Origin of the sequence: Actinomycetospora sp. TBRC 11914, from assembly GCF_012933465.1 — a bacterium.
Taxonomy (GTDB): Bacteria; Actinomycetota; Actinomycetes; order Mycobacteriales; family Pseudonocardiaceae; genus Actinomycetospora.
On the sequence record NZ_JABBND010000019.1, the window covers coordinates 25,084 to 48,564 of the forward strand.

Below are 23,481 nucleotides of genomic sequence, written 5' to 3' on the forward strand. Positions count from 1 at the left end.
CGTGACCCCGAGACGCGTCCTGCTCGTCCTCGCCGGTGTGCTCGGCGTCGTCCTGCCGGTCGGGGCGCTCCGCACCCGCCGTGCCGTCGCCCGCGTCGCGCCCGAGCTGCGCAGCCCGCGCCTGTTCGTGTCGTTCGGGTGGCTGCCGCTGGGCCTGCTCTCGCTGCTGCGCAGCCGGCTGCGCCAGGACACCCCGATCGGCCCGGGCGTGGCGGTCCGGCGCCGGGCGGTCACCTCGCCGGAGGGCGCGACGGTGGACGTCGTCGTCTACGACGGCGGGTCGCGCCCCACCGCCACCGGGGCGCTGCTGTGGATCCACGGCGGCGGCCACCTCGTCGGCGACCCGGGTGTCGACCACGCGTGGTGCAGCCGCGTCGTCACCGAGGTCGGCGTGCCGGTGGTGAGCGTCGACTACCGCCTCGCGCCCGAGGACCCGTACCCGGCGGACCTCGACGACTGCTGGGCCGCGCTGCGCTGGCTGCAGACCCACACCGACGAGCTCGGGGTCGACCCGGCGCGGATCGCGGTCGGCGGCGGGAGCGCGGGCGGCGGGCTCGCCGCGGCCCTGGTGCAGCGCGCCCACGACGCCGGCCACCCGGTGGCGTTCCAGCTGCTCCAGTACCCGATGCTCGACGACCGGACGGCACTGGCCGACGACCACGCCGGCCGCGGCCGGTTCGTCTGGACCCCGCGCATGAACCGCCGGGCGTGGACGGCCTACCTCGGGCGGCCCGCCGGCGCCGAGGACGTGCTGCCCGGGGCGGCGCCCGCGCGGCGGATCGACCTGGCCGGGCTCCCGCCGGCGTGGATCGGGGTCGGCGACCAGGACCTCTTCCACGACGAGGACCTCGCCTACGCCCGCCGGCTGCGGACCGCGGGCGTGCCGTGCGCGCTGCACGTCGAACCGGCGATGTACCACGGCGCCGACGCGGTCGTCCCGGACGCGCCGTCGATGGTCGCCTTCCGCGGACGCATGGTCACGGCGCTGCGGGCCGCGCTGGGCTGACCGAGCCCCACCGCCGTCAGGCCCGGGCCGGCGACCCCGGTGCCTCGACCCGCGTGGCCATCCACGGCAGCACGTCGGAGAACGCCGTCGACGCGAACTGCCACGAGTGCCGACCCGGCTGCGTCGCCACGGTGCAGGCGATCGACCGCGTCCGGGCCTGCGCGCACAGCGCCTGGGCCTCCGGGAGCTCCTGGCCGGTCGCTCCCCCGCCGCCGCGGCCGCCGATCCCGGCGTTCGCGCCGTTCGGGCCGCCGTTCCCGCCGGGCGGGCGCTGCCCCGGCCCTCGCCCACCCGGGCGCGCCCCCGCAGGACGATGTCCGGCGAACCCCCCGGCCGCGTCGGAGGAGTCGTCGAACCAGCCCGCGGTGTCCGCGTACGGGGCGTGGGTCGAGAGCACCGTCGCCGGGTCGTACCGCGCCCACGCCGCGGCGTTCCCGCCGTAGAGCCGGTCGATCGTCTGCTGCTTGGTCCCGACCTCCGGACCGGCGTCGCCGGCGATGTCGTCGAAGGAGTCGACGAGCTCCGGGTGCATGACGGCGAGGTCGACCGCGCAGGTCCCGCCCATCGACCACCCGACGACGCCCCACGCCCGCGGATCCCGCGACACCCCGTAGGTCTGCTCGACGAACGGGATGACGTCGCGCGTCAGGTGCGACGCCGCGTTGCCCCGGGGCCCGTCGACGCACTCCGTGTCGTTGTTGAAGGTGCCGCCGGCGTCGGCGAAGACCAGCACCGGTGCCGTCCCGCCGTGCGCGGCCGCGTACTGGTCGGCGATCTGGACGGCGTTCCCGATCCGGATCCAGTCGCCCGGGGTGTTGAACTCCCCCGCGATCATCATGATCGCCGGCAGCACCGGGCGCGGACCGGGCGCGAACCACGCCGGCGGCAGCCAGACGTTCTCGGTGCGGTGGGCGAAGCCGCTGGCGGTGTCGGGGATCGAGACGCTCACGACGGCCCCCGTGGCCCGGGGCTTCCCGATCAGCGAGGGCAGCGCGGCGGCGTCGACCTGGTCCGGGAACGCGCCGGCGGTGACCTCGCCCCACCCCTCCTGGACGGTGGTCACGTAGCCCACCCACTGGTTGAGCACCAGCGCGACGCACACCAGGCAGCACGGCACGACGAGGACCGCGAGCACGCGCCGCCACCAGCGCGCCGGGCCGAGCACGACGACGACGGTCACCACCGCCGCGACCGTCAGCCCCACCCACACCCAGAGCAGGACCGGCGCCGGGTCCGAGGCGAGCCCGCTCCCCTGGAACGCCCAGTACGCCGCGAACGCCCCCGCGACCCCGAGCACCACCACCGCGGCGAGCCGCAGCAGCGGGCGCCGCACCGACCGCCGTCGTCGCGACCAGGACGCGGGCCAGGGCACCAGCACGGCGAGCACCACGACCAGCAGCAGCGCGACGAACGCCTGCACCGCCCACGGCAGCCAGCCGTCGAGCAGGGAGAGTCCTCGCTGGTAGCCCATCACCGGACGGCTCCCGCCATGCGTCGCTGCACGACGACGAGCGTGCTCACCCGGCGTGATCGCGCGGTGTGCTGGCGTGCCCGGCGAGCTGTGCGTGTGCTGTGGATGTCGGCCGGGTAGCTCCTCGCGTGCCGCCGACGACCGAGCGTTCCCGGGCCACCGAGGACGTCACCCGGACCCTGTCCCACGGATGGTGGGACATCCTCAGGTCTGCCGTGTCCAAGGGTCTCGACGACGAGGTCGGCCTCATGGCCGGCGGCGTCGCGTTCTTCGCGATCCTGGCCATCGCGCCCGCGCTGATCGCGGCGGTCGCGCTGTTCGGCCTCGTCACCGACCCCTCCCAGATGGCGGCGGTGGCCGGCTGGCTCTCCGACGTCGTTCCGGAGACGGCGCGCCCGCTCGTGCTCCAACAGCTCCAGAGCGTGGCCGGCGGCGGGTCCGGCAGCCTCACGACGGCGTGCGTGGTCGCGGCCGGCACCGCCCTCTGGAGCGGCTCGAGCGCCACCCAGAAGCTGCTGACGTCCATCCAGTCGATCTACGAGCGACCCGAGACCCGGGGGATCACGCGCCTCTACCCCCTCGCCGTCGCGCTCGCGATCGGCGCCGGGGTGTTCGTCGTCGTGGCGGTCGCGCTGCTGGTCGGGATGCCGGCGGTCGCCGGGCACCTCGGGACCGGCGGCCGGCTCCTCGCCGAGGTGGTGCGCTGGGTGGCGCTGCTCGTGCTCGTCGTGGTCGCGCTCGGGATCGTCTACCGGGTGGCCCCCGACCGTCCCGGGCCCCCCGTGCGGTGGATCAGCCTCGGGTCGGTGTCGGCCGCCGTCGTCTGGCTGATCGGCAGCGTGCTCTTCAGCATCTACGTCGACCACTTCTCGAGCTACAACCAGACCTACGGCGCGCTCGCCGGCGTCGTCGTGCTCATGCTCTGGCTCTACCTCACCGCCTACGTGGTGCTCATGGGCGCCGAGGTCAACGTCGAGGCCGAACGGCGCGCCGCGGCGGACTGACGCGTCCGCCCACCATCCCGCCGTGCACACCCTGCTGTCGGTCCTCGCCGCTGCCCTGGGCGGGGCCATCGTCGTCGCGACGGTGCTCTCGGCGGCCCAGACCCTGATCGTGCCCCGCGCGACGCCGGTGTGGATCACGCGCTGGGTGTTCGTGGCGGTCGGGCTCGCGTTCGCCCCGGCCCGCCGGATGCGCGACTACCGTCGCCGCGACCGCGCGCTGGCCCGCTACGCCCCGCTCTCGCTCATGTGCCTGCCCCTGGTGTGGCTCGCGCTGGTGCTGATCGGGTTCGCGCTGGTCTACGTCGCCCTGGGCCAGGGGTGGGAGGACGCGGTCGTCGAGAGCGGCTCGTCGCTGTTCACCCTCGGCGTGCGGGTGCCGCCGGGGACCGGGGCCGCGGTGCTCGTCTTCGTCGAGGCGTCGCTCGGGCTGGGCCTGGTCGCGCTGCTCGTCTCCTACCTGCCGTCGATCTACGGCTCGTACTCCCGGCGGGAGGTGATGGTCACCGCGCTCGAGACCCAGGCCGGGACTCCCCCGAGCGCGGTCGAGCTGCTCGGCCGGCTCGCCGAGATCGAGGGGCTCGACCAGCTCGACGGGTTCTGGGCGGAGTGGACGCGGTGGTTCGCCGACATCGAGGAGACCCACTGCTCGGCGCCCGGCCTCGCGCTGTTCCGCTCGCCGCAGCCCGACCGTTCGTGGGTCACGGCCGCCGGGACCGTGCTCGACGCGGCCGCGCTCGTCTCCTCGGCGCTCGACCTGGGCCCGCGGCCTGCCGCGGAGCTGTGCCTGCGCTCGGGCTACCTGGCGCTGCGGCGCATCGCCGACTCCTACGAGATGCCCTACGACGACGCGCCCCGCCCGGACGACCCGATCGCGGTCCGCCGCGAGGAGTTCGACGAGGCCCGGGCCGCGCTGGCGGGCGCGGGCGCCCCGGTGCGTCCCGACGCCGAGCGGGCCTGGCGGGACTTCGCCGGCTGGCGGGTGACCTACGACGCCGTCCTGCTGCGCTTCGCGGGCCTGACGCACGCGCCGAGCGCCCCGTGGTCGGGCGACCGGCCGCTGCCGTTCCGCCGGCCGGCCCTGCCCCGCCGGCGCGGCCGCTGAGCACGCGACCGGAGGGGCCCTGCGGGGCGGTGGCGGCGGCGCGGGACGATGGCGCCCATGGACGGGGGTCGGGGAATCTTCGCCCGCCTGCTGGCGGTGCTCGTGGTGGCCGCGGGCGCCTCGGGGCTGGCCGGGGCGCTGGTGCTCGACGGGGCGGCGGGCGCGCAGGCACAGACGGCGCTGCTCGCGGCGGTGCGGCCGGCCGCCGCGCCGGCGCCCGCCGTCGCACCAGCGCCCGCCGCACCAGCACCCGCCGCACCAGCGCCCGCCGTCGCACCCGCGCCCGCCGTCGCACCCGCCCCCGCCGCGGCCCCCGCTGTCCCGCCGCGCCTCGCGAGCCTGCCCGCGTCGACCACCCAGGCGATCCTCGTCGACGCGCCCTCCCCCGGCTCGACCACCGCCACCGTCTCGGCGTGGACGCGTTCCCCGGGCGGCTGGACCGCGTTCCTCCCGCCGACGCCGTCGTTCCTCGGCACCGACGGGATCGGGCCCTCGAGCGAGCAGGCGGCCCGTACCCCGGCCGGCACCTTCACGATCACCCAGGCCTTCGGCCGGCTCGCCGACCCCGGCACCGCCCTGCCCTACGCCCACGTCGGCCCCGACGACTGGTGGGTCGGCGACACCGCGAGCCGCGAGTACAACACCCACCAGGTCTGCGCCCCGGGCCGCTGCCCGTTCGACGAGCGCGCCTCGGAGAACCTCGAGGCCGCGGGCCACGCCTACGACCACGCGATCGTCATCGACGCCAACACCGACCCGGTCCGCCCGGGCGCCGGCTCGGCCTACTTCCTGCACATCGGGGACCACCCGACGGCGGGCTGCGTGGCCACCGACGAGGGCACCGTCGTGCGGCTGCTGCGCTGGCTGACGCCGGCCGCGCACCCGATGATCAGCCTGGCGTCCCGCTGACCACGGCCGTCGTCGCGGCCCCCACGCACGGCGGACCCCAGAGCCCCCGGCCGGCCGCGCGCGCCCGGTCGGACGCGGCCCGGACCGCGGGCATGCGCTCGGGCGGCGCGTCCACGGAGTAGCTGCTGACCACGCCGGCCTCGGCCGCGAGCACCGCGTAGTCGTCGCCCTCGGAGACCGTGACCCACGCCAGCGCGCGGGAGAACCGGTCGGAGCGGCCGTCCCCGGCCAGGGTGACCGCCCGCCCGGCGAGGGTCCGGACCGCGAACTGCTCGGCCTGGTCGGCGTAGCAGCGCTCCGGGGGCTGGATGCCCAGGGCCCGCACGCGCAGCACGCGACCGTCCTCCAGGCGCACGTCCATCGTCACCGGGTCGGCGACGGCGAGGACGGTCGCCGGCGTCCCGCCGGCGGGATCGGGGGCGACGACGGGTGCCCCGGTCTGCGCGTCCGGCGACGCCTGGGGCGGGGTGGGCGTGTCGGGGCCGACGCGCACCGCCCCGGTGAGCACCGCGACGGCCGCGATCAGACCGACCAGGCACGCCGCCCCGAGGACGATCCGGGCCGGCGCTCCTGGGTTCACGCACGTCAGTGTGACGCACGGTGAGAAGATCCTTGCAGCAGGTCACCCCTGGTGACGTGGGGTGCCACGCACGGGCAGGTTCCGGACCCCCAGGACCCCCCGGGGGTAGGGCCGGAGGGCGTCCGCGGTGTGCGCGGCGGGGGCGAGCGCGGCGTAGCGGGCGGTCAGCTCCTCCAGCGCGACACGTCCCTCCAGGCGGGCCAGCGGGGCGCCCAGGCAGAAGTGCACCCCGTGACCGAACGCCGTCTGCGCTGCACCCCCGGTGGCAGCTCCGCAGGCTCCGTGCCCAGGCCTCCCGATCCCCCGGTCCAGGACGAACGCCTCGGGGTCGGCGAACGCCCGCTCGTCGTGGTTGGCCGAGAGCAGCGAGGGCAGCACGAACCGGTCGGCGGGGATCGTCACCCCCGCCACCTCGACGGGCCGGGTGGTCACCCGGCCGGTCTGCGTGAACGGGCTGCGCAGCCGCAGCACCTCCTCGAGCGCCGCGGGGATCGTCGTCGGGTCCTCGGCGAGGACCGTCCAGGGGTCGCGCCCGTCGGGGAGCGGGTGGTCGGCGAAGGTCCGCACCGCGTTCCCGAGCAGCACCGTCGTCGTGATGTGGCCCGCGAGCAGCAGGAGGAGCGAGAAGTTGGCCGCCTCCTCGTCGTCGAGCGTGACCGGGGAGCCGTCGGTGACGACCTCGGCGGCGACCAGGGCGGTGATGAGGTCGTCGCCGGCGGTGCCGTCCGCGACGGCGGCCCGCCGCTCCTGGACCGCGGCCACCAGGTAGGCGCGGATGTCGGCCATCGCGGCGTCGACGCGGGGACCGAGCTCGGGGTCGGTCGGGTCGTCGACCTGCATGGAGAACAACCGGTCGGCCCAGCCGCGGAAGGTGGCGTGGTCGGAAGCGGGCAGCCCGAGCATCTCGGCGATCACGGTGACCGGGAGCGGGAACGCGAGCGCGTCGACGAGGTCGAACTCCTCGGCGGCGCCGGCCTCCCGATCCGACGGTCCGGCTCCGCTGCGCCGTGCGGACTCCGCGAGATCGTCGAGCAGGCTGTGGGTGATCGCCCGGATCCGCGGCTCGAGCGCGGCGACCCGCTTCGGGGTGAACGCCGAGGAGACGACGGCCCGCATCCGGCGGTGCTCGGGTGGGTCGAGCTGGGTGAGCATCCCGCGGTTGACCTTCCTCGTCGCCGGCGCGAGCCGGCCGGTGTCCGAGGAGAAGGTCGCCGGGTCGCGCAGCGCGGCGTGCACGTCGGCGTGCCGGAACAGGTGGTACATCCCGAAGCGGTCGCGCCAGACGGGCGACTCGTCGCGCATCCGCGCGAGCCAGGCGAGCAGCGCGGGCTCGTCGGCGGTGTCGGGGGCGGCGTGGTCGGCGGGGGCGAGCTCGGTGGTGGTGTCGCTCATGACCCCTCCTGCGGGGACGACAGATGATCGAGTGGGGGCAGGGACCGGCCCATCTCGGCGAGCAGGCCGGAGTACTCGGCGTCGACCTCCGCGGCCGCGACGGCGAGCGCGTCGCGCGGCGGGAGCTCGGCGGGTTCGAAGGCGCGGCGGACGACGAGGCCGAGGGCGGCGGCCCGCTCGGTCAGGTCCGCGCCGCCGGCGAGGTCGTCGCCGAGGAAGAAGCCCAGGCTGGTGGCGGCCAGCCGGTAGTAGAGCGACGGGTCCTCGGCCGGGTCGTCGGCGAGCAGCCCGTGGCGGTGGAGCAGCTCGAGGTGGCGCGGCTGGTGCGCGGCGGCGCCCACGGCCACCGAGCGGCCGATCTTGGTGTCCGACGCGAGCGCGCCCAGCAGGGACGCGTCGCCGGTGTAGAGCGCCCGCGCGAGGGGCCGGCGCATGATCACCAGGAACATGTCGGCGAGGGTGCGGTGCAGCGCCACGTGCTCCGGGTCGGCGCGCAGGGCGGCGAGGTGCTCCCGCCCGAGGGCGATCCCCTCCCGTACGAGCACCGCCCCGAACAGCTCGAGTTTGCTCGACCAGTGCAGGTAGACGGTGCCCTTCCCGACGCCGGCCCGCTCCGCGACGTCGGCGATCGTCACCCGGCGGTAGCCGTGGGCCACGAGCAGGTCGCCGGCCGCGTCGAGGACCCGGTGGGCGCGCGCGTCGCTCATGCCGGGCCTCCTCGCCCTCGTCGTGACCCGATGTCGAATCGGGTCACGCGGTCACGGTAGACCCGCGGTGCCCCTCCGGGAAGAGGGTGCGGAGCCCGGTGCGCCGGCGGCATGATCACGACCCATGGCGAGGACGGTGCGGTTCTCCGAGCTGGGCGACCCGGACGTGCTGCGGGTCGAGGAGGCGCCCGACCCGGCCCCCGGGCCGGGCGAGCTCGTCGTCGACGTCGCGGCCATCGGGCTCAACCGCGCGGAGTCGATGTTCCGGCGGGGCACCTACATCGAGGCGCCGACGCTCCCGGCCGGGCTGGGCTACGAGTGCAGCGGCACCGTCTCGGCCGTCGGGCCGGAGGTGACCCGCTTCGGGGTCGGGGACCGGGTCAGCGTGGTGCCCGGGTTCTCCATGAACGACTACCCGGTCTACGCCGACCGCGCCCTGGTGCCCGCCCGCGCCGTCGTCCCCCTCCCAGACACGACGAGCTGGGTGGACGGCGCCGCGGTGTGGATGCCGTTCCTCGTCGGCTACGGCGGCCTGGTCGAGACCGGCGGGCTGCGCGCCGGCGACCACGTGGTGATCACCGCGGCGACCTCGAGCGTCGGGCTCGCCGCGATCGCGGTGGCGAACCGCGTCGGGGCGGTCCCGATCGCGACCACGCGGTCGTCGTCGAAGGCGCAGCCCCTGCGCGACGCGGGCGCGGCCCACGTCGTCGCCACCGCCGAGGAGGACCTCGTGGCCCGCGTCCTGGAGATCACCGGCGGCCGCGGCGCCGAGCACGTGTTCGACGCGGTGGCCGGCTCCGGCGTGGCGGACCTGGCCCGGGCGACCGCCCGCGGCGGGGTGATCACCATCCACGGGCTGCTCTCGGGCGAGCCGACGATCTTCCCCACCGAGACGCTCCCGGATCTCTGGATGCGGAGCTATACGCTCTTCGCGATGACGCACGACGAGGAGCGGCTACGGCGGGCAGGGGCGTTCGTGGGCTCGGGACTGCGGTCGGGGGACTTCCGACCCCAGGTCGACCGGGTGTTCGCGGGGCTCGACACGATCGTCGAGGCGCACACGTACCTGGAGTCCAACGCGCAGGTCGGGAAGATCGTGGTGACGCCGTGAGCGCGCCGGGGATCTCGGGCGACTCCGGGGTGCCGGACGCCGCGGTTGCGTGGTTCCGGGCGAACGTCCCGGGTCTGTCCGGCGAGCCGGTCTTCCGCCGGATCACCGGCGGGCGGTCCAACCTGACGTACCAGGTGACCGACGACGCCGGGACCACCTGGGCGCTGCGCCGCCCGCCGCTGGGCGGCGTGCTGGAGACCGCGCACGACATGGGCCGCGAGTGGCGCTTCCTCACCGCGCTCGCGCCGACCGACGTGCCGGTGCCGCAGCCGGTGGCGTTCTGCGACGACCACGACGTGGCCGGCGTCGACTTCTACGTCATGGACTTCGCCCCGGGCCGGGTGCTGAACAGCCCGGAGGACGCGGACTGGGTGACGTCGACCGAGGTGAAGACCCGGATCGGCGAGTCGACGATGGACGTGCTCGCGGCGCTGCACGCCGTCGAGCCCGCCGAGGTCGGTCTCGACGACCTCGCCCGCCCCGGCAACTTCGTCGAGCGCCAGCTCCGGCGCTGGCACCGGCAGGCGCACGCGTCGGCGCTGGAGGACTTCACCGCGATCGACGAGGCCCACGCCGCGCTCTCCGAGCGCATCCCCGAGGCCCCGGCGAACCGGATCGCCCACGGCGACTTCCGCAGCGGCAACATCTCCTACGCCGACGACGGCCGCGCGGTCGCGGTCTTCGACTGGGAGCTCGCCACGATCGGCGACCCGTACTGCGACCTCGGGCACGTGCTCGTGTCCTGGTCGCAGCCCGGGGACACGGTGCCCGCGGCGCTGCCCAACCCGACCGAGGCCGGCGGGTTCCCTACCCGGGAGGACCTGCTCGCCCGCTACGAGAAGGCCTCCGGCGCGAAGCTCCCGGACATCGACTTCTACATCGCGTTCGCCCGGTGGCGGGCGGCGTGCATCCACGCCGGGGTGTGGACCCGCTACCAGGCCGGCGACATGGGCGACGCGGCGGACGCCGACGAGGTCACCGGGCCCGAGGCGATCGAGGCGCAGGCCCGGTCGGCGCTGGACCAGCTACGCATGTGAACGGATGTGGTCGTTCGGGCGACCACGTTCGTTCACGTGGGCCTCGCCCTCCGCGATGCGGTGGGCGATGTAGGTCAGCAGGCCCAGGCTGAGCACCGCGAGGACGACGTAGGCGACCACGCCGCCGAGGCTGTCCCACGCGGTGTGCAGGGCCACCGCGACGATGTACGCGAGCACGAAGCGCCCGACGGCCCGGCCGTGGTGCACCGCGCCCGGGACCGCGTAGAGCGCCGCGGCGGTGATCCCGGTCCAGGCCATGTGGCCGGCCGGGCTCATCAGCCCGCGCAGCATGAGCACGTCGACGGTGCTGACGACGCTGCCGTGGGACTCGAGCAGAGTCACGAAGCCGTAGCCCATGGTCTCCAGCGCGGCGAAGCCCGCGCCGCAGGCGACGCCGAGCAGCAGGCCGTCGGCCGGTCCGAACCGGTGGCGCAGCACCAGCAGCAGCACGAGCGGCACGAGCAGCTTGGCGCCCTCCTCGATGACCGCGACGCCGATCATGGGCAGGGCACCGAGGCGCTGCTCGACGTCGAACTCGAGGGTCCCGGCGACGATCGTGCCGAGCACGCCCCCGAAGAAGGCCGCCGACGCGAGCAGCCCGCCCGACACGGCGTAGGGCAGCCGGCGGCCCTTGATGAACGTGACGAACGTGAAGGGCACGACCGCGGACCCGAGCAGGATCGCCGAGGGCACGAAGTTCGGGTTCCGGGTGGCCACCATGGTGCGCTCGTCGAGCACGAACAGGGCGACGCCGATCACGAGCACGAGCAGCCACGCGTGGCGCAGCAGGCGGCTGGTGGCGGCCACGCGGGTCACTTCCCGTCGTCGGTACGAGCGAGCGCCAGGAGCTCCTTGACCCCGGCGTCGGGCAGGTACGCCCGCCCGATGCCGATCCCGACCCGCGGCAGGTCCCCCTCGTCCCGGTAGACCAGGTACATCGGCTCGTGGCGCGGGCGGAACTTCGCCTTGAACTGGTGCAGCGACCGGAAGCCGTAGTAGGGCTCCAGCAGGGCGCCGAGCTGGTCGAGGACGCGGTCGAGCACCGGCTCGGCGGCCTCCGGATCGCGGTCGGAGCGGGCCAGCGGGGCCCCGGAGAGCGAGACGAAGCGCGCGCCCTCGGCCTGGAACGTCAGGCACGCCGAGGCGATGAGGTACTCGACGACCGCGCGGAACCCGTCCGGGCGGCGCCGCATGACGTCGAGCGTCCAGCCCACGACCTCCCGCTCCGGCCCGTACACCGGCAGCCAGGAGGTGACGCCGTGGACGGTGCCCTCGGCGTCGATCGCGAGCCCGGTGCGGACCTCGGAGTCGAGCGCCTCCTCGACGCCGCCGAGGGTGAAGCCCATCTCGGGCAGCCCCTTGTCCCCGACCCACTCCTCCGAGATGGCCCGGACCTGCGCGACGACGGCCCGGGGCTCCTCGGCGAGGTGCACCATCTCGTGGGTGATGCCGGCCTTGCCGGCCCGGTTGAAGGCGCTGCGCACCGCCTGCCAGGGCTTGCCCTTGAACTCCAGCCCGTCGAGGTCGATCAGCGTGTCCTCGGCGACCTGCAGGGCACGCCAGCCCTGCGCCCGCGCGGCCTCGGCGAGGCCGGCCGTCGCCGAGAACAGGCACGGCACCCAGCCGGAGCGCTCGGCGAGCGTCCGGAAACCGGTGAGGGCCTCGCCGAACCGCTCGGGCTCGACGACCGGGTCGCCGAGCGCGACCGCGACCCCGGCGTGCACCCGGTAGGCGACGATCCCGTCGGCGGTCGCGAGGTAGCGGTTCTCCGGCCAGGTGGTCATCCACGAGATCGTCGAGCCGCCGTGGGTGTGCAGGGCGGTGCGCGCGGCGCGCGGGCCCTCCACCGGTCCGTCGGGGCCGCGGCGGCGCAGCGCGCGGCGCGAGGGCACCGCGAACGCCGAGCGCCCGACGACGAGCCACACCAGCAGCGCCGCCCAGAGCACCGCGTTGGGGACGAAGATCGCGAGGCCGATGAGCTCGAGCTGGTCCACCTGGTGCGTGATGTGCGCGTACACCACGGCGACGACCACGACGAGGCCCAGCAGCGTGTAGAACCCGCCGATGACCAGACCCGCCCACCACGCGGGCCGCCGACCGCGGCGCAGCCCCTCGGCGATCAGCAGGGAGATGACGACCGAGATGGTCACCTCCAGGACGCTGGACTCGTCCTTGGTGTCCCCGAGCGGCCCGATCACGGGCACGACGACGGTGATGACGCGGATGGCCGCGATGACGACGAGCCCGACCGCGGCGACCAGCCGGCGCTCCCGGCGGCCGACCCGCCCCGACGTCGGGGCCGGCGCGGCGGTGGGCCCCGCGAGCCGCCGGGCGAGCGGGAGCGCGAGGGCCAGGGCGATGGCGTGCTCGACGTCGGCGAGCCCGCCGAGGAAGAGCAGCCCGACGACGGCCACGCCCACCAGCACCAGGCGCAGCCGGAACCGCCAGGGGGCGTGGAGGGTCGCCGCGCCCATCGCCAGCGCCGCGAACATCCCCGCGGAGAACCCGGTGTCGAGGTCCCCCGCGAGCCGGGCCGCCCAGGCCCACGGCGTGGCGGCCAGCGCGAGGACGAGCGCCGCGGTGAGCAGCACCGCCGCCAGCTGGAACGCGACGGTGACCAGCGCGGTGCGCCGGGTGCCGCAGCGGATCTCCACCCAGCCGACGGCGACGGCGAACAGCCCGAGGATGAGCACGTAGAGCACGGGGTGCCCGGCGAGCAGGGCCCCGGTGACGAGCGTCCAGACGTGCCCGGCGAGCAGCGCGGGCGGGCCGTAGGCGAGGTCGATCGCGTCCGGCCGGCCGGACAGCGGCGACCAGAACGCGCCGGTGACGAGGCCGCCGACGACCATGAGCACCACGACGGTGGCCGTGAACGGCACCCGGCGCACGAGGCCTGCGAAGGACCGGCCGCGGGCCGCCCACGCCTCCCGCCGTGCGGACCCGGAGGTCTCCTCCGGCGCCGTGGTCACCGACATGTCCGCCCCCTCGGGACTCACCCAGTGCGATCACACTGGTCCGATCGAGGATCAGCGTGAGCCCAGTCTCCGAGATCCCCCGCGGGAAGACAACGCCCGGTGACCAGGCGATGCAGCTCACGCGGTGCGGGCCGTCACGAAGCGGTCGGCGGGAGGCCCGCAGCGGGCAACCATCCGGGTACGACCGGGTCCACCGCCGCGCCCGGGCCGGTCCGCCCCGCTCGCGCCCGCGCGACCCGTCCGCCGGAGGTCACCCGATGTTCGGCAGCTGCTCGTTCTGCTTCGCCCTGCGCCCCGGCCGCCTCGCGCCGGTCGCCCACACCGAGGAGTGCCCCGTCGGCACCCACCCTCCGGCGTTCCTCGACCACGACGAGGGGTTCTTCTTCCGACACCCCGACCTGGTCGAGCTCGACCTCGCGACGGCCGCCTGGTGGCCTTCGGCCTCGTGAGCACTAACTGTCGCTATGACGACACTTTCTGCTCACGAGCCCGAAGGGCACCGGCCGCCAGCTCCCGCACGAGGAACCGCTGGACCTTGCCCGTCGCCGTCCGCGGCACGGCGTCGATCTCCAGGACGTGGCTCGGCTTCTTGAACGACGCGAGCCCCTCCCGGCACCACGCGATGAGCGCCTCCGGGTCCACCACGGCGCCCTCCGCGGGCACGACACACGCGACCGTCCGGTCGAGGCCGTCGTCGTCGGGGACGCCCACGACGACCACCTCCCCCACCGACGGGTGCAGCACGAGCCGCTCCTCGACCTCCATCGGCGTGACCCAGATGCCGCCGACCTTGAGCACGTCGTCGGTCCGGCCCAGGCACTGGTAGGTGCCGTCGGGGTTGCGGACGTAGGTGTCGCCGGTGCGCATCCACTCGCCCTCGAACACCCGGCGGTTGACGTCGGTGCGGCACCAGTAGCCGGTGCACAGCGAGTCGGCCCGCAGGTAGAGCGTGCCCTTCGTGCCGTCCGGGACCACCGACCCGTCGTCGTCGCGGATCTCGACCTCGTAGCCGGGCACCGGCACCCCCGAGGTGCCGGGGACGACCTCGCCGGGCTTGTTCGACAGGTAGATGTGCAGCGCCTCGGTGGAGCCGATGCCGTCGAGCACCTCGACCCCGAACCGGTCGCGCATCCCGACGACCATCCGCGCCGGCAGCGCCTCGCCGGCGCTGACGCCCTGACGGACCCGGGCGAACGTGTCGTCGGGCAGGTCGCTCGCGAGCAGCGGCCCGTAGACGCTCGGGCTGCCGTAGAAGAGGGTCACCGGGTGGGTCGTGACGACCTCGGCGATCGCGGCCGGGGACGGGCGCCCGGGCGCCAGCACCGACGAGGCCCCGGCCGCGAGCGGGAAGAACATCGAGTTCCCGATGCCGTAGGCGAAGAACAGCTTGGCGACCGAGAAGCACACGTCGTCGGCGTGGATCCCGAGGACCTGGGCGCCGTAGGTCTCGCAGACCGTTCGGATGTCGGCGTGGCGGTGCATCGCCGCCTTCGGGGTCCCCGTCGTGCCGCTGGTGTAGAGCCAGAGCGCCGGCGACTCGTCCCAGGTGGGGTACGGCGAGTCGTCCCCGCCCGCGCCGGCCGCGACGAGGTCGGCCCAGCTGCGGGTGCGCACCGGGTAGCCGGCCAGCGGGTCGGGGTCCGTCACGGGCACGGCGGCGGGGGCCACGACGACGTCGAACAGGTCCGGTCGGTCCTCGGTCGCCAGGGCCACGGCGTGGCGGGTGACCTCCCCGAACTCCGGCGAGCAGAGCAGGACCGGCGCGCGGGAGTCGATGACGAGCTTGGCGAGCTCGGTGCCGCGCAGCATGGTCGACACCGGGACCGCGACCGCCCCGATGCGCATCGCGGCGAGGATGGCGGTGAAGAGCTCGACGCCGTCCGAGCAGCACATGAGCACCCGCTGCTCGGGCCGCACCCCGAGCGCGCGCAGCCCGGCGGCGACGCTCGCGACCTCGCCGGCGAGGGTGTCGTAGTCGAGCTCGCGGACGCCGCCCGGGACGATCGCGCGGACCGCCGGGCGGCCGCCGGCGCCGGGGGTGGCCAGGTGCCGGTCGACGAGGTACTGCGACGCGTTGAACTGCTGGTGGTGGGACAGCACATCAACCGCCTTCGCGGACGAGGTGCGCTCCGCGCTCGTGAGCACTAACTGTCGCTATACCGACACTCAGTGCTCACGAGCCGCAGGCACCTAGTGGAAGTGGACGTACTCGTAGTCCACCGGCTTGTCGTTGATACCGGTCGAGGGCGGCGCGATCCAGCCCGCGATCTTCCCGGGCTCGAGCACCGGGTGCATGAGGCTGCGGACGTGGGTCTTGTCGACCTCGGTGGGCAGCCACTGGTCCTTCTGCGCCATCCACTCGGACTCGGGGATCACCCGGCCCTCGGGGGTGATGTGCGCGCCCGCGAAGGCTCCCACCTGGCGGTTGAACCCGACGTGGGGCAGCGTCAGCTCGGCGTCGATCCCGGCCTTGGCCAGGATGCGGTTCCAGCGCTTGAGACCCGTCCTGCAGTCGTTGATGTACTCGTGGCGCAGGTCCTGGTTGAGCGCCAGCAGCGCCGGCACCTCGTTGTGCGTGACCTGCCCGTCCTTGTACGCGTCGACGTGCCCGGCATCGTCGGTGAGCTGGTGGTCGTCCTCGCGCCGCTCCTCCTGCCACCGGCCCTTGAGGCCCGCGGTGAAGTAGTTGGCGGCGTTGGTCGAGGACTCGTTGCCGAACAGATCCAGCGACACCGTGTAGTGGAAGTTGATGTACTTCTGGATCATCGTCAGCGGGATGCCGCCGGCGCCGGCGACCTCCTCGGTGTCGTGGTCGGCCATCAGCTCCGCGGTCCGGCGCACCACGCGGTCGATGCCGGTGGTGCCCACGAACATGTGGTGGGCCTCCTCCTTGAGCATGAACTCGCAGGTGCGGGAGAGCGGGTCGAAGCCCGACTCCTTCAGCGTCCCGAGCTGGTACTTCCCGTCGCGGTCGGTGAAGTAGGTGAACATGAAGAACGACAGCCAGTCCGGGGTCTCCTCGTTGAAGGCCCCGAGGATGCGCGGCGAGTCGTCCGACCCGGAGTTGCGCGCCAGCAGCTGGTCGGCCTCCTCGCGCCCGGCCCGGCCGAAGTAGGCGTGCAGCAGGTAGACCATCGCCCAGAGGTGGCGGCCCTCCTCGACGTTGACCTGGAACAGGTTGCGCATGTCGTACAACGACGGCGCCGTCGCGCCCAGGAAGCGCTGCTGCTCCACCGACGCCGGCTCGGTGTCGCCCTGGATCACGATGAGCCGCTGCAGGTCGGCCCGGTACTCGCCTGGCACCTCCTGCCAGACCGGCTCCCCCTTGTGCTCGCCGAAGGCGATCCGCCGGTCCGGGTCGTGCTCGGAGAGGAAGACCCCCCAGCGGTACTCGTTCATCGGGACGTGGTCGAAGTGGGCCCAGCCGTCGCGGCCGACGTCGACCGCGGTGCGCAGGTAGACGTCCTTGGTGTCGACGGCGGGCCCCATGTCGGCCCACCAGTCGAGGAAGTTGGGCTGCCAGCGCTCGAGGGCCCGCTGGAGCTTGCGGTCGCCGGCGAGGTCGACGTTGTTCGGGATCTTCGCGTCGAAGTCGATCTTCGGGCGTGCGGACGTCATGTGGTGCGAGCCCCCTGTTGCTCTTACACGCGCTTCTGGTCGAAGTCGGCCTTGCGGCCGGTGCCGTACTTGCGCAGCGCGCCCTCGGGGCCGCTGGCGTTGGGTCGGATGAAGATCCAGTTCTGCCACGCGGTGAGCCGCCCGAAGATCCTGGTCTCCATGGTCTCGGGTCCGACGAACCGGTGGTTGGCCTCCATCCCGGTCAGCGCGTCCGGGGACAGCGACGCTCGCTCCTCGAGCAGGATGCGGATCTCGTCGGTCCAGTCGATGTCGTCCGGGGCGTCGGTGACCAGGCCGAGGTCGTCGGCGTCGCCGCCGGTCAGCTCCTCGCCGCGCCGCGCCCGAATCGTCTCGAGCGCTCCGCCTTCGCCGTCGTCGCCGTAGAAGCGGGAGCCGAGCCGGGTCAGGCCGTTGCCCATCGGGAAGGTGCCGAACTGGGCGTCGGTGACGACGACGACCGCCGGCTCCTCCGCCGCGGCGCCGCTGGGCAGCGTGGCGTCCTCGTCCTCCTCGAAGGTGCCCTCGAGCATGTACTGCCGGTCGCAGGCCAGCGCGAGCTCCAGGAACGGCCCGGCGAAGCAGCTGCCGGGCTCGATCAGCGCGATGAGGCTGCGGCTGGTGACGTCGAGGCGCTTGAGGACCCGCCGGAGGTAGCGCGTGGTCTCGGCGACCAGCCAGTCGTCCTGGTGCCCGGCGAGCAGCCGGTCCGCGGCCAGGGCGTGCTCCGTCGAGCCCTCGGTGAGCAGCAGCCAGGTGCCGATCTCGAGCTCGTTGGTGCGCAGCCGCAGGATCGCGTCGTCGAGCTCCCGGACGATCGCCAGCAGCGGATGCGCGGCCCCCTGGTCGTGCAGCGCCGCCGGGTCGTCGGTCATCTCGGGCACGGCGACGACGACGGTGGCCGTGCGCGCCTCGCGGTCGAGGGTCACGCGCACGTGGTCGTAGGTGAGGGCACCGTCAGCCTCGGTGCGCTGCAGCGGCGGCAGGGAGATGCCCTGCGCGTCGGCCGGCCTGGTGGATGCCCCGGCCGCCTCCGCCGCGCGCTCCGCCACGACGCGGTCCCACTCCCGACGCGGCACGGCCTCGTCGACGAGCTTCCACTCGACGGCCTTGCGCCCGCCGAAGCCCTCGGAGCGCGTCGCGAAGACGTCGGCGCGGTCCTTGCGCACCCGGCGCTTGTCGATCACCCGCGTGAGCCCGCCGGTGCCCGGCAGCACACCCAGCAGCGGCACCTCGGGGAGGCTCACCGCGGACGACCGGTCGTCGACGAGCAGGATGCGGTCGCACGCCAGGGCCATCTCGTAGCCGCCGCCGGCCGCGGTGCCGTTGAGCGCGGCGATCCAGGTCTGGCCCGCGTCGGTCATGTCCTCGATGCCGTTGCGGGTCTCGTTGGTGAACTTGCAGAAGTTCACCTTCCACGGGTGGCTCGACCCGGCGAGCATCCGGATGTTCGCGCCCGCGCAGAAGTTCGTGTCCTTGCCGCTGGTCAGCACGACGCTGCGGACCTGCGGGTGCTCGAAGCGCAGCCGCTGGGTGAGGTCGTAGAGCTCGATGTCGACGCCGAGGTCGTACGAGTTCAGCTTCAGCTCGTAGCCGGGGACGATCCCGCCGTCCTCGGCCACGTCGAGGTACACCCACGCCGTCGGGCCGTCGACGGTGAACCGCCAGTGCCGGTAGCGCTCCGGGCCGGTGTCGAAGTCGACGTGCGGCACGGCCTCCGATCGGGCCGACTCCGCGGTGTCGGCCGCGACGTCGTTGACCGGCTCCTCCAGGACCGTCACCGTGAGACCTCCTCTTGTCGTCCGGCCCACATTCTACGAGACTATGACGACGAGGGGAAGAGCAGTAGACATTCGAGGAGGCCGCGCGGTGACCCAGCAGACGGACGACGCACCGGAGCTGACCTGGACCGCGGAGCCCACCCCGACCTGGGACACGGACAAGGCGGCGGCCTTCTCCCCGGCGGGACCGACCGTGCACGGGCTCGGCACGCCGGCCGAGGGCGACGCGCTCGGTGACGCCTGGTGGCGCGCGGAGACCGGCGACGGCGAGGTCGCCGCGTTCGGCCGGCTCGACGACACCTGGGGCGACGCGGAGGTGCTGGTCGCCGTGGTGCCGGCCTTCCGCGGGCGGGGCGTGGGCGCCTGGGCGATGGACCGGCTCGCCGAGGAGGCCGCGGCCCGCTCGCTGAACTACGTCTACAACGTCGTCCCGGTCGGCCACCCCGACCGCGAGGCCGTCGCCGCGTGGCTCGCCGGCCAGGGCTTCGACGCCCGCGACACCGGGGAGCTCCGCCGCCGGGTCACCACCCGCGCGGCGACGACGGCGCCCTCGCAGTAGCGCGGGTCAGCCCATCGTCTTCGCCCCGTCGAGGGCCTCCCGGACGATGTCGGCGTGCCCCGCGTGCTGGGCGGTCTCGGCGATGACGTGCAGCAGCACCCGGCGCACCGACCGCGAGGCGCCCGGCTCGAACCACGGCGCCTCGGGCAGCGGGTGGGAGACGTCGAGGTCGGCCTCGACGACGAACGCGTCGGTCGCGGCCGCCACCTGCGCGTAGTGGGCCAGCACCCCCTCGAGGGTCTCGTCGCCGACGAGGTTGAACTCGTCGTGCCGGATGTCGCCGTCGGCGAGGCGCTGCTGGATCACCGGGTCGTCCCAGTCGATCTCCCAGCCGGCGCCGCCCACCCCGGCGGAGTCGCCCTGCGCGAAGCGCAGCCACCCGGCCTCGGTGTCGGCGACGTGCTTGATCAGCCCCGCGACGTTGAGCACCGACACCGTGGTCCGGCGCGTCGCCTGCTCCTGGTCGAGCCCCTGCACCGTCTGCAGCAGGAACCCCCGGTGGACCCGCAGGGTCTCGACGATGTCCCGGCGCTCGCCGGTGAGCGAGTCGAGGTCGACGGTGGGGGTGTGGGTCGCGTTCACGGTGTCCTCCCTCGGTTCCTGCTGGTGAGGACCACGATAGGGAGGGAGGCGGTCAGCTACCGTCCTCATCGCCCACCGGGTTCCCGCGCGGCCGGCCGAGTGGACCCGTATGGCTCCCGGGGCAGCCATGGGCGCCCACTCGACACCGCGCCGCCCACCCAGTGGACCCACACGGCTCCCGGGGCATCCATGGACGCCCACTCGACGCCCCGGACCGGGCTCAGCCCAACGCCGGCAGCAGCACCGCCGCCACCTGCTCCCCCAGCTCGCGCGGCGAGAGCGGACCCGCCGGGTCGTACCACTTGTAGACCCAGTTGGCCGCGCCCAGGCAGGTGTTGACGAACGCCTTGGGCGCCATCGGCAGCTCGCTCCCGGTCGCGGCGAGGTCCGCCAGGACGGCCTCGAGCACCACCGCCTCGTAGGCCCGGCGACGTTCGAGGATCGGCTCCGCGAGCTCGGGCGGCAGCTCCGACTCCTCCTCGAAGCAGATCTTCAGCAGGTCCTGGTGCTCGCACGTGTACGCGACCCGCTCGACGATCAGCCCGCGCACCGCATCCCGGGGCGACGACGCCGCCGCGACGATCTCCCGCGCGCCCGCCAGGCTCTCGTCCAGCACCTCCTCGTAGACCCGGACGAGCAGGTCCTGCTTGGTGCGCACGTAGTGGTACAGCGCGGGCTTCGAGAGGTCGACCCGGGTGGCGATGTCGTTCATCGAGGCGGCCCGGTAGCCGCGGCGGCTGAAGACCTCGACGGCCGCCGCGAGGATGCGACGACGCTGCTCCTCGGCCCGGCTCCCGGCGGCCGCACCTGCGTCCCGAGCGGCCACCGCAGCACCCCTTCCTCGACGTCGGACCCCGGTGTTGACGCCCGGCTGTGACTCAGCCTACTTTCGTCCGACCGGTCGGTCGAACATCAGGGAACCAGGAGAGCGCATGGCCTTCGAGCTGGACGAGGTGCACGAGGACTTCCGGGCGAGCGTCCGGGCCTTCACCGACCAGCGCGTCCGTCCCGTGGTCGACGAGGCCGAACGGGCCGGGCACCCCCCGGAACGGCTGTGGAAGGAGATGGGCGACGCCGGCCTCCTGGGCCTGCTCACTCCCTCGGACCTCGGCGGCTCGGCCGGCGACGGCGGCGAGGCCACTGCGGTCACGGTGCTCGCGGAGGAGCTCTCCCGCGCCTGCGGCGGGATCGCGGTCAGCGCGCTGGTCAGCGCCTACATGGCCGCGCCGCACCTGGTCCGCAACGGCACCCCCGAGCAGCAGCAGCACTGGGTGCCCGCCCTCGCGGCGGGCACCGCGATCGCCGCCATCGCCGTCACCGAGCCGGGCGCGGGCTCCGACGTCGCGGGCATCACGACGAAGGCCCGCCACACCGACACCGGCTGGGTGATCGACGGCCGCAAGATGTTCATCACCAACGCCGGGCTCGCCGACGTGATCGTCGTCGGCGCCAAGACCTCCCCCGACGCCGGGCACCGCGGGATCACCACGTTCGTCGTCCCCGCCGACACCCCGGGCCTGTCCCTCGGCGCGCCGCTGCAGAAGCTGGGCTGGCACTCCTCGGACACCCGCGAGGTGGTCCTGGACGGCGTCACCGTCGGAGACGACGCCGTGCTCGGCGCCGTCGACCGCGGCTTCTACCAGATCATGGCCGCCTTCCAGCTCGAGCGGGTCGTGCTCGCCGCGATGGGCATCGGCCACGCGGCCGAGGCGATCGCCCAGGTCACCGCGTACGTCCGCGACCGCGAGGTCGCCGGGGCGCCGCTGACCGGCCTCCAGACGATCCGGCACCGGATCGCCGCGATGGAGGTCGAGCTCGACGCGGCCCGGGCGATCACCTACCAGGCCGCCGACCGGCTGGACCGCGACCACCCCGAGGCCGCGCGCTCCGTCGCGGCCGCCAAGTACTTCGCCGCCAAGGCCGCCGCGTGGATCGTCGACGAGGCGCTCCAGCTCTTCGGCGGCGCCGGCTACCTCGAGGAGACGCCGATCGTGCGCCACCAGCGCGACGTCCGGATCCTGCGCATCGGCGGCGGCACGGACGAGATCCAGCTCGAGATCCTCTCGAAGCGGCTGATCCCGTGACGGCGAACGGCACCCGTCCGCCGAGGGAGGTACCGGCGCCCAGCCCCCCTGGGGCGCCGGTGCCTCCCTCGGCGGACGACCTCCTGCGCGCCGCCGACGCGGCCCGGGCCGGGGGCGACACCAGCCGCTACCCGGGGACGCTCACGGCCCGGGAGCGCCTCGCCGTCCTGCTCGACGAGGGCAGCTTCGTCGAGGACGGGCTGCTGGCCGGGTCGCTGCCGGCCGACGGGGTGGTCACCGGGGTCGGCACCGTCGAGGGCCGGCCGGTCGCGGTGATCGCCCACGACTTCGGGGTCAAGGCCGGGTCCTGGGGCGAGCTGACCTGCGAGAAGCAGATCCGGATCCTCGAGCGGGCCGACCGTGACCTGCTGCCGGTCTTCTACCTCGTCGACTCCGCCGGCGGCCGGCTCACCGAGCAGATGGGCTTCTTCCCGGGACGCCGCGGCGCGAGCGCGATCTTCCGGCTCCAGGTCGCGCTGTCCGGCCGCGTCCCCCAGATCTGCTGCCTGCACGGCCCGTCGGCCGCGGGCGGGGCCTACATGCCGGCGTTCACCGACTGGGTCGGGATGGTCGAGGGTCGCGCGTCGATGTTCCTCGCGAGCCCGCGGGTGGCCGAGAAGGTCACCGGCGAGCGCACGACCGAGGAGGAGATGGGCGGCGCGCGCATGCACGCCGAGGTGTCCGGCTGCGGCGACGCCGTGTTCTCCCACGACTGGCAGGCCGTCGCCGCGGCCCGCCTGCTCTTCTCCTACCTGCCCGACGACTGGACCGGGCGGCCCGCGGTCGTCGCACCCGTCGAGCCCGAGGAGACCGACTGGACCGGCGTCATCCCCGACGACCCGGTGACCGGCTACGACGTCGTCGAGGTCATCGACCGGCTCGTCGACGCCGGCACGTTCTTCGAGGTCAAGCCGGACTGGGCGCCGGAGATCGTCGTCGGGCTGGCCCGGCTCGAGGGCCGCGTCGTCGGGATCGTCGCGAACCAGCCCGGCGCGAAGTCCGGCGCGATCCACGTCGACTCCGCCGACAAGGCCGCCCGGTTCGTCTCCTGGTGCGACGCCTTCAACGTCCCGCTGGTGTTCCTGCAGGACGTGCCCGGCTTCATGGTCGGCGTCGCGGTCGAGCGCCAGGGCATCATCCGCCACGGCGCGAAGCTGATCGCCGCGATGGCGTCGGCCGAGGTCCCGAAGTTCTCGGTGATCCTGCGCAAGGCCTACGCCGCCGGCTTCTACGCGATGTGCGCGCCGGGCTTCGAGCCGCGCGCCACCATCGCGCTGCCGAGCGCGTTCATCGGCGCGATGGGCCCGGAGGCGTCGGTCAACGCGGTGTACGCCCGCAAGATCGCCGACATCGCCGACGACGACGAGCGCGCGGCCTTCGTCGCCGCCCGCGTCGAGGAGCACCGCGCCGAGATCAACCTGCTGCGGATGGCCTCCGAGCTCGTCGTCGACACCGTGGTGCCCGGCGAGGAACTGCGCGCCGAGCTCGCCGTCCGCCTGCGCCACGCGGAGCACTGGAGCCGCGGCGCGCCCCGTCGTCACCACCTCGTCAGCCCCGTCTGAGCCA

21 protein-coding genes are annotated in these 23,481 nt (G+C 74.3%); 10 read left to right on the forward strand and 11 right to left on the reverse strand.

Annotated features, from left to right (window positions below):
- Nucleotide 1 precedes the first annotated feature (1 nt).
- Nucleotides 2–1,006 carry an alpha/beta hydrolase gene (locus HH311_RS24330; protein WP_211190755.1) on the forward strand — a complete coding sequence of 335 codons (1,005 nt, stop codon included), beginning with the start codon at nucleotides 2–4 and terminating at the stop codon, nucleotides 1,004–1,006.
- Nucleotides 1,007–1,022: 16 nt separating this feature from the next.
- On the opposite strand, the gene HH311_RS24335 is transcribed toward HH311_RS24330, so the two are convergent.
- On the reverse strand, nucleotides 1,023–2,477 hold the full coding sequence (locus HH311_RS24335) for an alpha/beta hydrolase family protein (protein WP_169186292.1): 1,455 nt from the start codon (nucleotides 2,475–2,477) through the stop codon (nucleotides 1,023–1,025).
- A 215-nt stretch (nucleotides 2,478–2,692) separates the two neighbouring features.
- Here HH311_RS24335 and HH311_RS24340 point away from each other — a divergent pair, with 215 nt between their 5' ends.
- The 3 genes from HH311_RS24340 to HH311_RS24350 are packed head-to-tail and all read left to right on the forward strand — an operon-like array spanning nucleotide 2,693 to nucleotide 5,492.
- Nucleotides 2,693–3,481 (forward strand): YihY/virulence factor BrkB family protein, encoded by a 789-nt coding sequence (locus tag HH311_RS24340; RefSeq protein WP_169186293.1) that lies wholly within the window; start codon nucleotides 2,693–2,695, stop codon nucleotides 3,479–3,481.
- A gap of 22 nt (nucleotides 3,482–3,503) precedes the next feature.
- Nucleotides 3,504–4,583, forward strand: a complete 1,080-nt coding sequence (locus HH311_RS24345; RefSeq protein ID WP_169186294.1) for a hypothetical protein — start codon at nucleotides 3,504–3,506, stop codon at nucleotides 4,581–4,583.
- A gap of 57 nt (nucleotides 4,584–4,640) precedes the next feature.
- Nucleotides 4,641–5,492 carry a L,D-transpeptidase gene (locus HH311_RS24350; protein WP_169186269.1) on the forward strand — a complete coding sequence of 284 codons (852 nt, stop codon included), beginning with the start codon at nucleotides 4,641–4,643 and terminating at the stop codon, nucleotides 5,490–5,492.
- Here the strand turns inward: HH311_RS24350 and HH311_RS33555 are convergent.
- The 3 genes from HH311_RS33555 to HH311_RS31105 are packed head-to-tail and all read right to left on the reverse strand — an operon-like array spanning nucleotide 5,473 to nucleotide 8,171.
- Nucleotides 5,473–6,072 carry a thermonuclease family protein gene (locus HH311_RS33555; RefSeq protein ID WP_169186295.1) on the reverse strand — a complete coding sequence of 200 codons (600 nt, stop codon included), beginning with the start codon at nucleotides 6,070–6,072 and terminating at the stop codon, nucleotides 5,473–5,475. The two genes, HH311_RS24350 and HH311_RS33555, sit on opposite strands and share 20 nt — an antisense overlap.
- A gap of 42 nt (nucleotides 6,073–6,114) precedes the next feature.
- Nucleotides 6,115–7,464: a cytochrome P450 gene (locus tag HH311_RS24360; RefSeq protein WP_169186296.1), complete on the reverse strand. Its 1,350-nt coding sequence runs from the start codon at nucleotides 7,462–7,464 to the stop codon at nucleotides 6,115–6,117.
- The gene (locus HH311_RS31105) at nucleotides 7,461–8,171 is read right to left on the reverse strand and encodes a TetR/AcrR family transcriptional regulator (protein WP_211190756.1); all 711 of its coding nucleotides are present in this window, start codon (nucleotides 8,169–8,171) and stop codon (nucleotides 7,461–7,463) included. The genes HH311_RS24360 and HH311_RS31105 overlap by 4 nt, the downstream gene beginning before the upstream one ends.
- A 124-nt stretch (nucleotides 8,172–8,295) precedes the next feature.
- Between HH311_RS31105 and HH311_RS24370 the strand changes: the two genes are divergently transcribed.
- Together HH311_RS24370 and HH311_RS24375 are read left to right on the forward strand one after the other, a co-directional pair.
- Nucleotides 8,296–9,282 (forward strand): zinc-dependent alcohol dehydrogenase family protein, encoded by a 987-nt coding sequence (locus HH311_RS24370; protein WP_169186297.1) that lies wholly within the window; start codon nucleotides 8,296–8,298, stop codon nucleotides 9,280–9,282.
- Nucleotides 9,279–10,319 (forward strand): phosphotransferase family protein, encoded by a 1,041-nt coding sequence (locus tag HH311_RS24375; protein ID WP_312030371.1) that lies wholly within the window; start codon nucleotides 9,279–9,281, stop codon nucleotides 10,317–10,319. The genes HH311_RS24370 and HH311_RS24375 overlap by 4 nt, the downstream gene beginning before the upstream one ends.
- Here HH311_RS24375 and HH311_RS24380 read toward each other — a convergent pair.
- Together HH311_RS24380 and HH311_RS24385 are read right to left on the reverse strand one after the other, a co-directional pair.
- Nucleotides 10,308–11,126, reverse strand: coding sequence for a PrsW family intramembrane metalloprotease (locus tag HH311_RS24380; protein ID WP_312030372.1), 819 nt, complete (start codon nucleotides 11,124–11,126; stop codon nucleotides 10,308–10,310). The genes HH311_RS24375 and HH311_RS24380 overlap by 12 nt on opposite strands.
- A 5-nt stretch (nucleotides 11,127–11,131) precedes the next feature.
- The gene (locus HH311_RS24385; protein ID WP_169186298.1) at nucleotides 11,132–13,294 is read right to left on the reverse strand and encodes a bifunctional lysylphosphatidylglycerol flippase/synthetase MprF; all 2,163 of its coding nucleotides are present in this window, start codon (nucleotides 13,292–13,294) and stop codon (nucleotides 11,132–11,134) included.
- A gap of 257 nt (nucleotides 13,295–13,551) precedes the next feature.
- Here HH311_RS24385 and HH311_RS24390 point away from each other — a divergent pair, with 257 nt between their 5' ends.
- The gene (locus HH311_RS24390) at nucleotides 13,552–13,743 is read left to right on the forward strand and encodes a hypothetical protein (RefSeq protein ID WP_169186299.1); all 192 of its coding nucleotides are present in this window, start codon (nucleotides 13,552–13,554) and stop codon (nucleotides 13,741–13,743) included.
- Between the two features lie 13 nt (nucleotides 13,744–13,756).
- Here HH311_RS24390 and HH311_RS24395 read toward each other — a convergent pair whose 3' ends face one another.
- The 3 genes from HH311_RS24395 to boxC form a co-directional block, all read right to left on the reverse strand.
- Nucleotides 13,757–15,394 carry a benzoate-CoA ligase family protein gene (locus HH311_RS24395; protein WP_169186388.1) on the reverse strand — a complete coding sequence of 546 codons (1,638 nt, stop codon included), beginning with the start codon at nucleotides 15,392–15,394 and terminating at the stop codon, nucleotides 13,757–13,759.
- A gap of 90 nt (nucleotides 15,395–15,484) precedes the next feature.
- Nucleotides 15,485–16,912, reverse strand: a complete 1,428-nt coding sequence (boxB, locus tag HH311_RS24400; RefSeq protein ID WP_169186300.1) for a benzoyl-CoA 2,3-epoxidase subunit BoxB — start codon at nucleotides 16,910–16,912, stop codon at nucleotides 15,485–15,487.
- Between the two features lie 23 nt (nucleotides 16,913–16,935).
- Nucleotides 16,936–18,621 (reverse strand): 2,3-epoxybenzoyl-CoA dihydrolase, encoded by a 1,686-nt coding sequence (gene boxC / locus HH311_RS24405; protein WP_169186389.1) that lies wholly within the window; start codon nucleotides 18,619–18,621, stop codon nucleotides 16,936–16,938.
- Between the two features lie 157 nt (nucleotides 18,622–18,778).
- Between boxC and HH311_RS24410 the strand changes: the two genes are divergently transcribed.
- On the forward strand, nucleotides 18,779–19,249 hold the full coding sequence (locus HH311_RS24410; RefSeq protein ID WP_169186301.1) for a GNAT family N-acetyltransferase: 471 nt from the start codon (nucleotides 18,779–18,781) through the stop codon (nucleotides 19,247–19,249).
- A gap of 6 nt (nucleotides 19,250–19,255) precedes the next feature.
- On the opposite strand, the gene HH311_RS24415 is transcribed toward HH311_RS24410, so the two are convergent.
- Complete coding sequence (locus tag HH311_RS24415; RefSeq protein WP_312030374.1) at nucleotides 19,256–19,831, reverse strand: DinB family protein; 576 nt, start codon at nucleotides 19,829–19,831, stop codon at nucleotides 19,256–19,258.
- A gap of 220 nt (nucleotides 19,832–20,051) precedes the next feature.
- On the reverse strand, nucleotides 20,052–20,657 hold the full coding sequence (locus HH311_RS24420) for a TetR/AcrR family transcriptional regulator (RefSeq protein WP_312030375.1): 606 nt from the start codon (nucleotides 20,655–20,657) through the stop codon (nucleotides 20,052–20,054).
- Between the two features lie 106 nt (nucleotides 20,658–20,763).
- Here HH311_RS24420 and HH311_RS24425 point away from each other — a divergent pair, with 106 nt between their 5' ends.
- The gene (locus HH311_RS24425) at nucleotides 20,764–21,915 is read left to right on the forward strand and encodes an acyl-CoA dehydrogenase family protein (protein ID WP_169186303.1); all 1,152 of its coding nucleotides are present in this window, start codon (nucleotides 20,764–20,766) and stop codon (nucleotides 21,913–21,915) included.
- Nucleotides 21,916–21,974: 59 nt separating this feature from the next.
- On the forward strand, nucleotides 21,975–23,477 hold the full coding sequence (locus HH311_RS24430; protein WP_169186304.1) for an acyl-CoA carboxylase subunit beta: 1,503 nt from the start codon (nucleotides 21,975–21,977) through the stop codon (nucleotides 23,475–23,477).
- Nucleotides 23,478–23,481 lie beyond the last annotated feature (4 nt).

What these genes read in the sequence shown, in the direction of transcription:
- HH311_RS24360 (WP_169186296.1), bottom strand. Translation starts at nt 7,464, where the DNA reads ATGAGCGACACCACCACCGAGCTCGCCCCCGCCGACCACGCCGCCCCC.
- HH311_RS24425 (WP_169186303.1), top strand. Translation starts at nt 20,764, where the DNA reads ATGGCCTTCGAGCTGGACGAGGTGCACGAGGACTTCCGGGCGAGCGTC.
- HH311_RS24370 (WP_169186297.1), top strand. Translation starts at nt 8,296, where the DNA reads ATGGCGAGGACGGTGCGGTTCTCCGAGCTGGGCGACCCGGACGTGCTG.
- boxB (WP_169186300.1), bottom strand. Translation starts at nt 16,912, where the DNA reads ATGACGTCCGCACGCCCGAAGATCGACTTCGACGCGAAGATCCCGAAC.
- HH311_RS31105 (WP_211190756.1), bottom strand. Translation starts at nt 8,171, where the DNA reads ATGAGCGACGCGCGCGCCCACCGGGTCCTCGACGCGGCCGGCGACCTG.
- HH311_RS24335 (WP_169186292.1), bottom strand. Translation starts at nt 2,477, where the DNA reads ATGGGCTACCAGCGAGGACTCTCCCTGCTCGACGGCTGGCTGCCGTGG.
- HH311_RS24385 (WP_169186298.1), bottom strand. Translation starts at nt 13,294, where the DNA reads ATGTCGGTGACCACGGCGCCGGAGGAGACCTCCGGGTCCGCACGGCGG.
- HH311_RS24390 (WP_169186299.1), top strand. Translation starts at nt 13,552, where the DNA reads ATGTTCGGCAGCTGCTCGTTCTGCTTCGCCCTGCGCCCCGGCCGCCTC.
- HH311_RS24350 (WP_169186269.1), top strand. Translation starts at nt 4,641, where the DNA reads ATGGACGGGGGTCGGGGAATCTTCGCCCGCCTGCTGGCGGTGCTCGTG.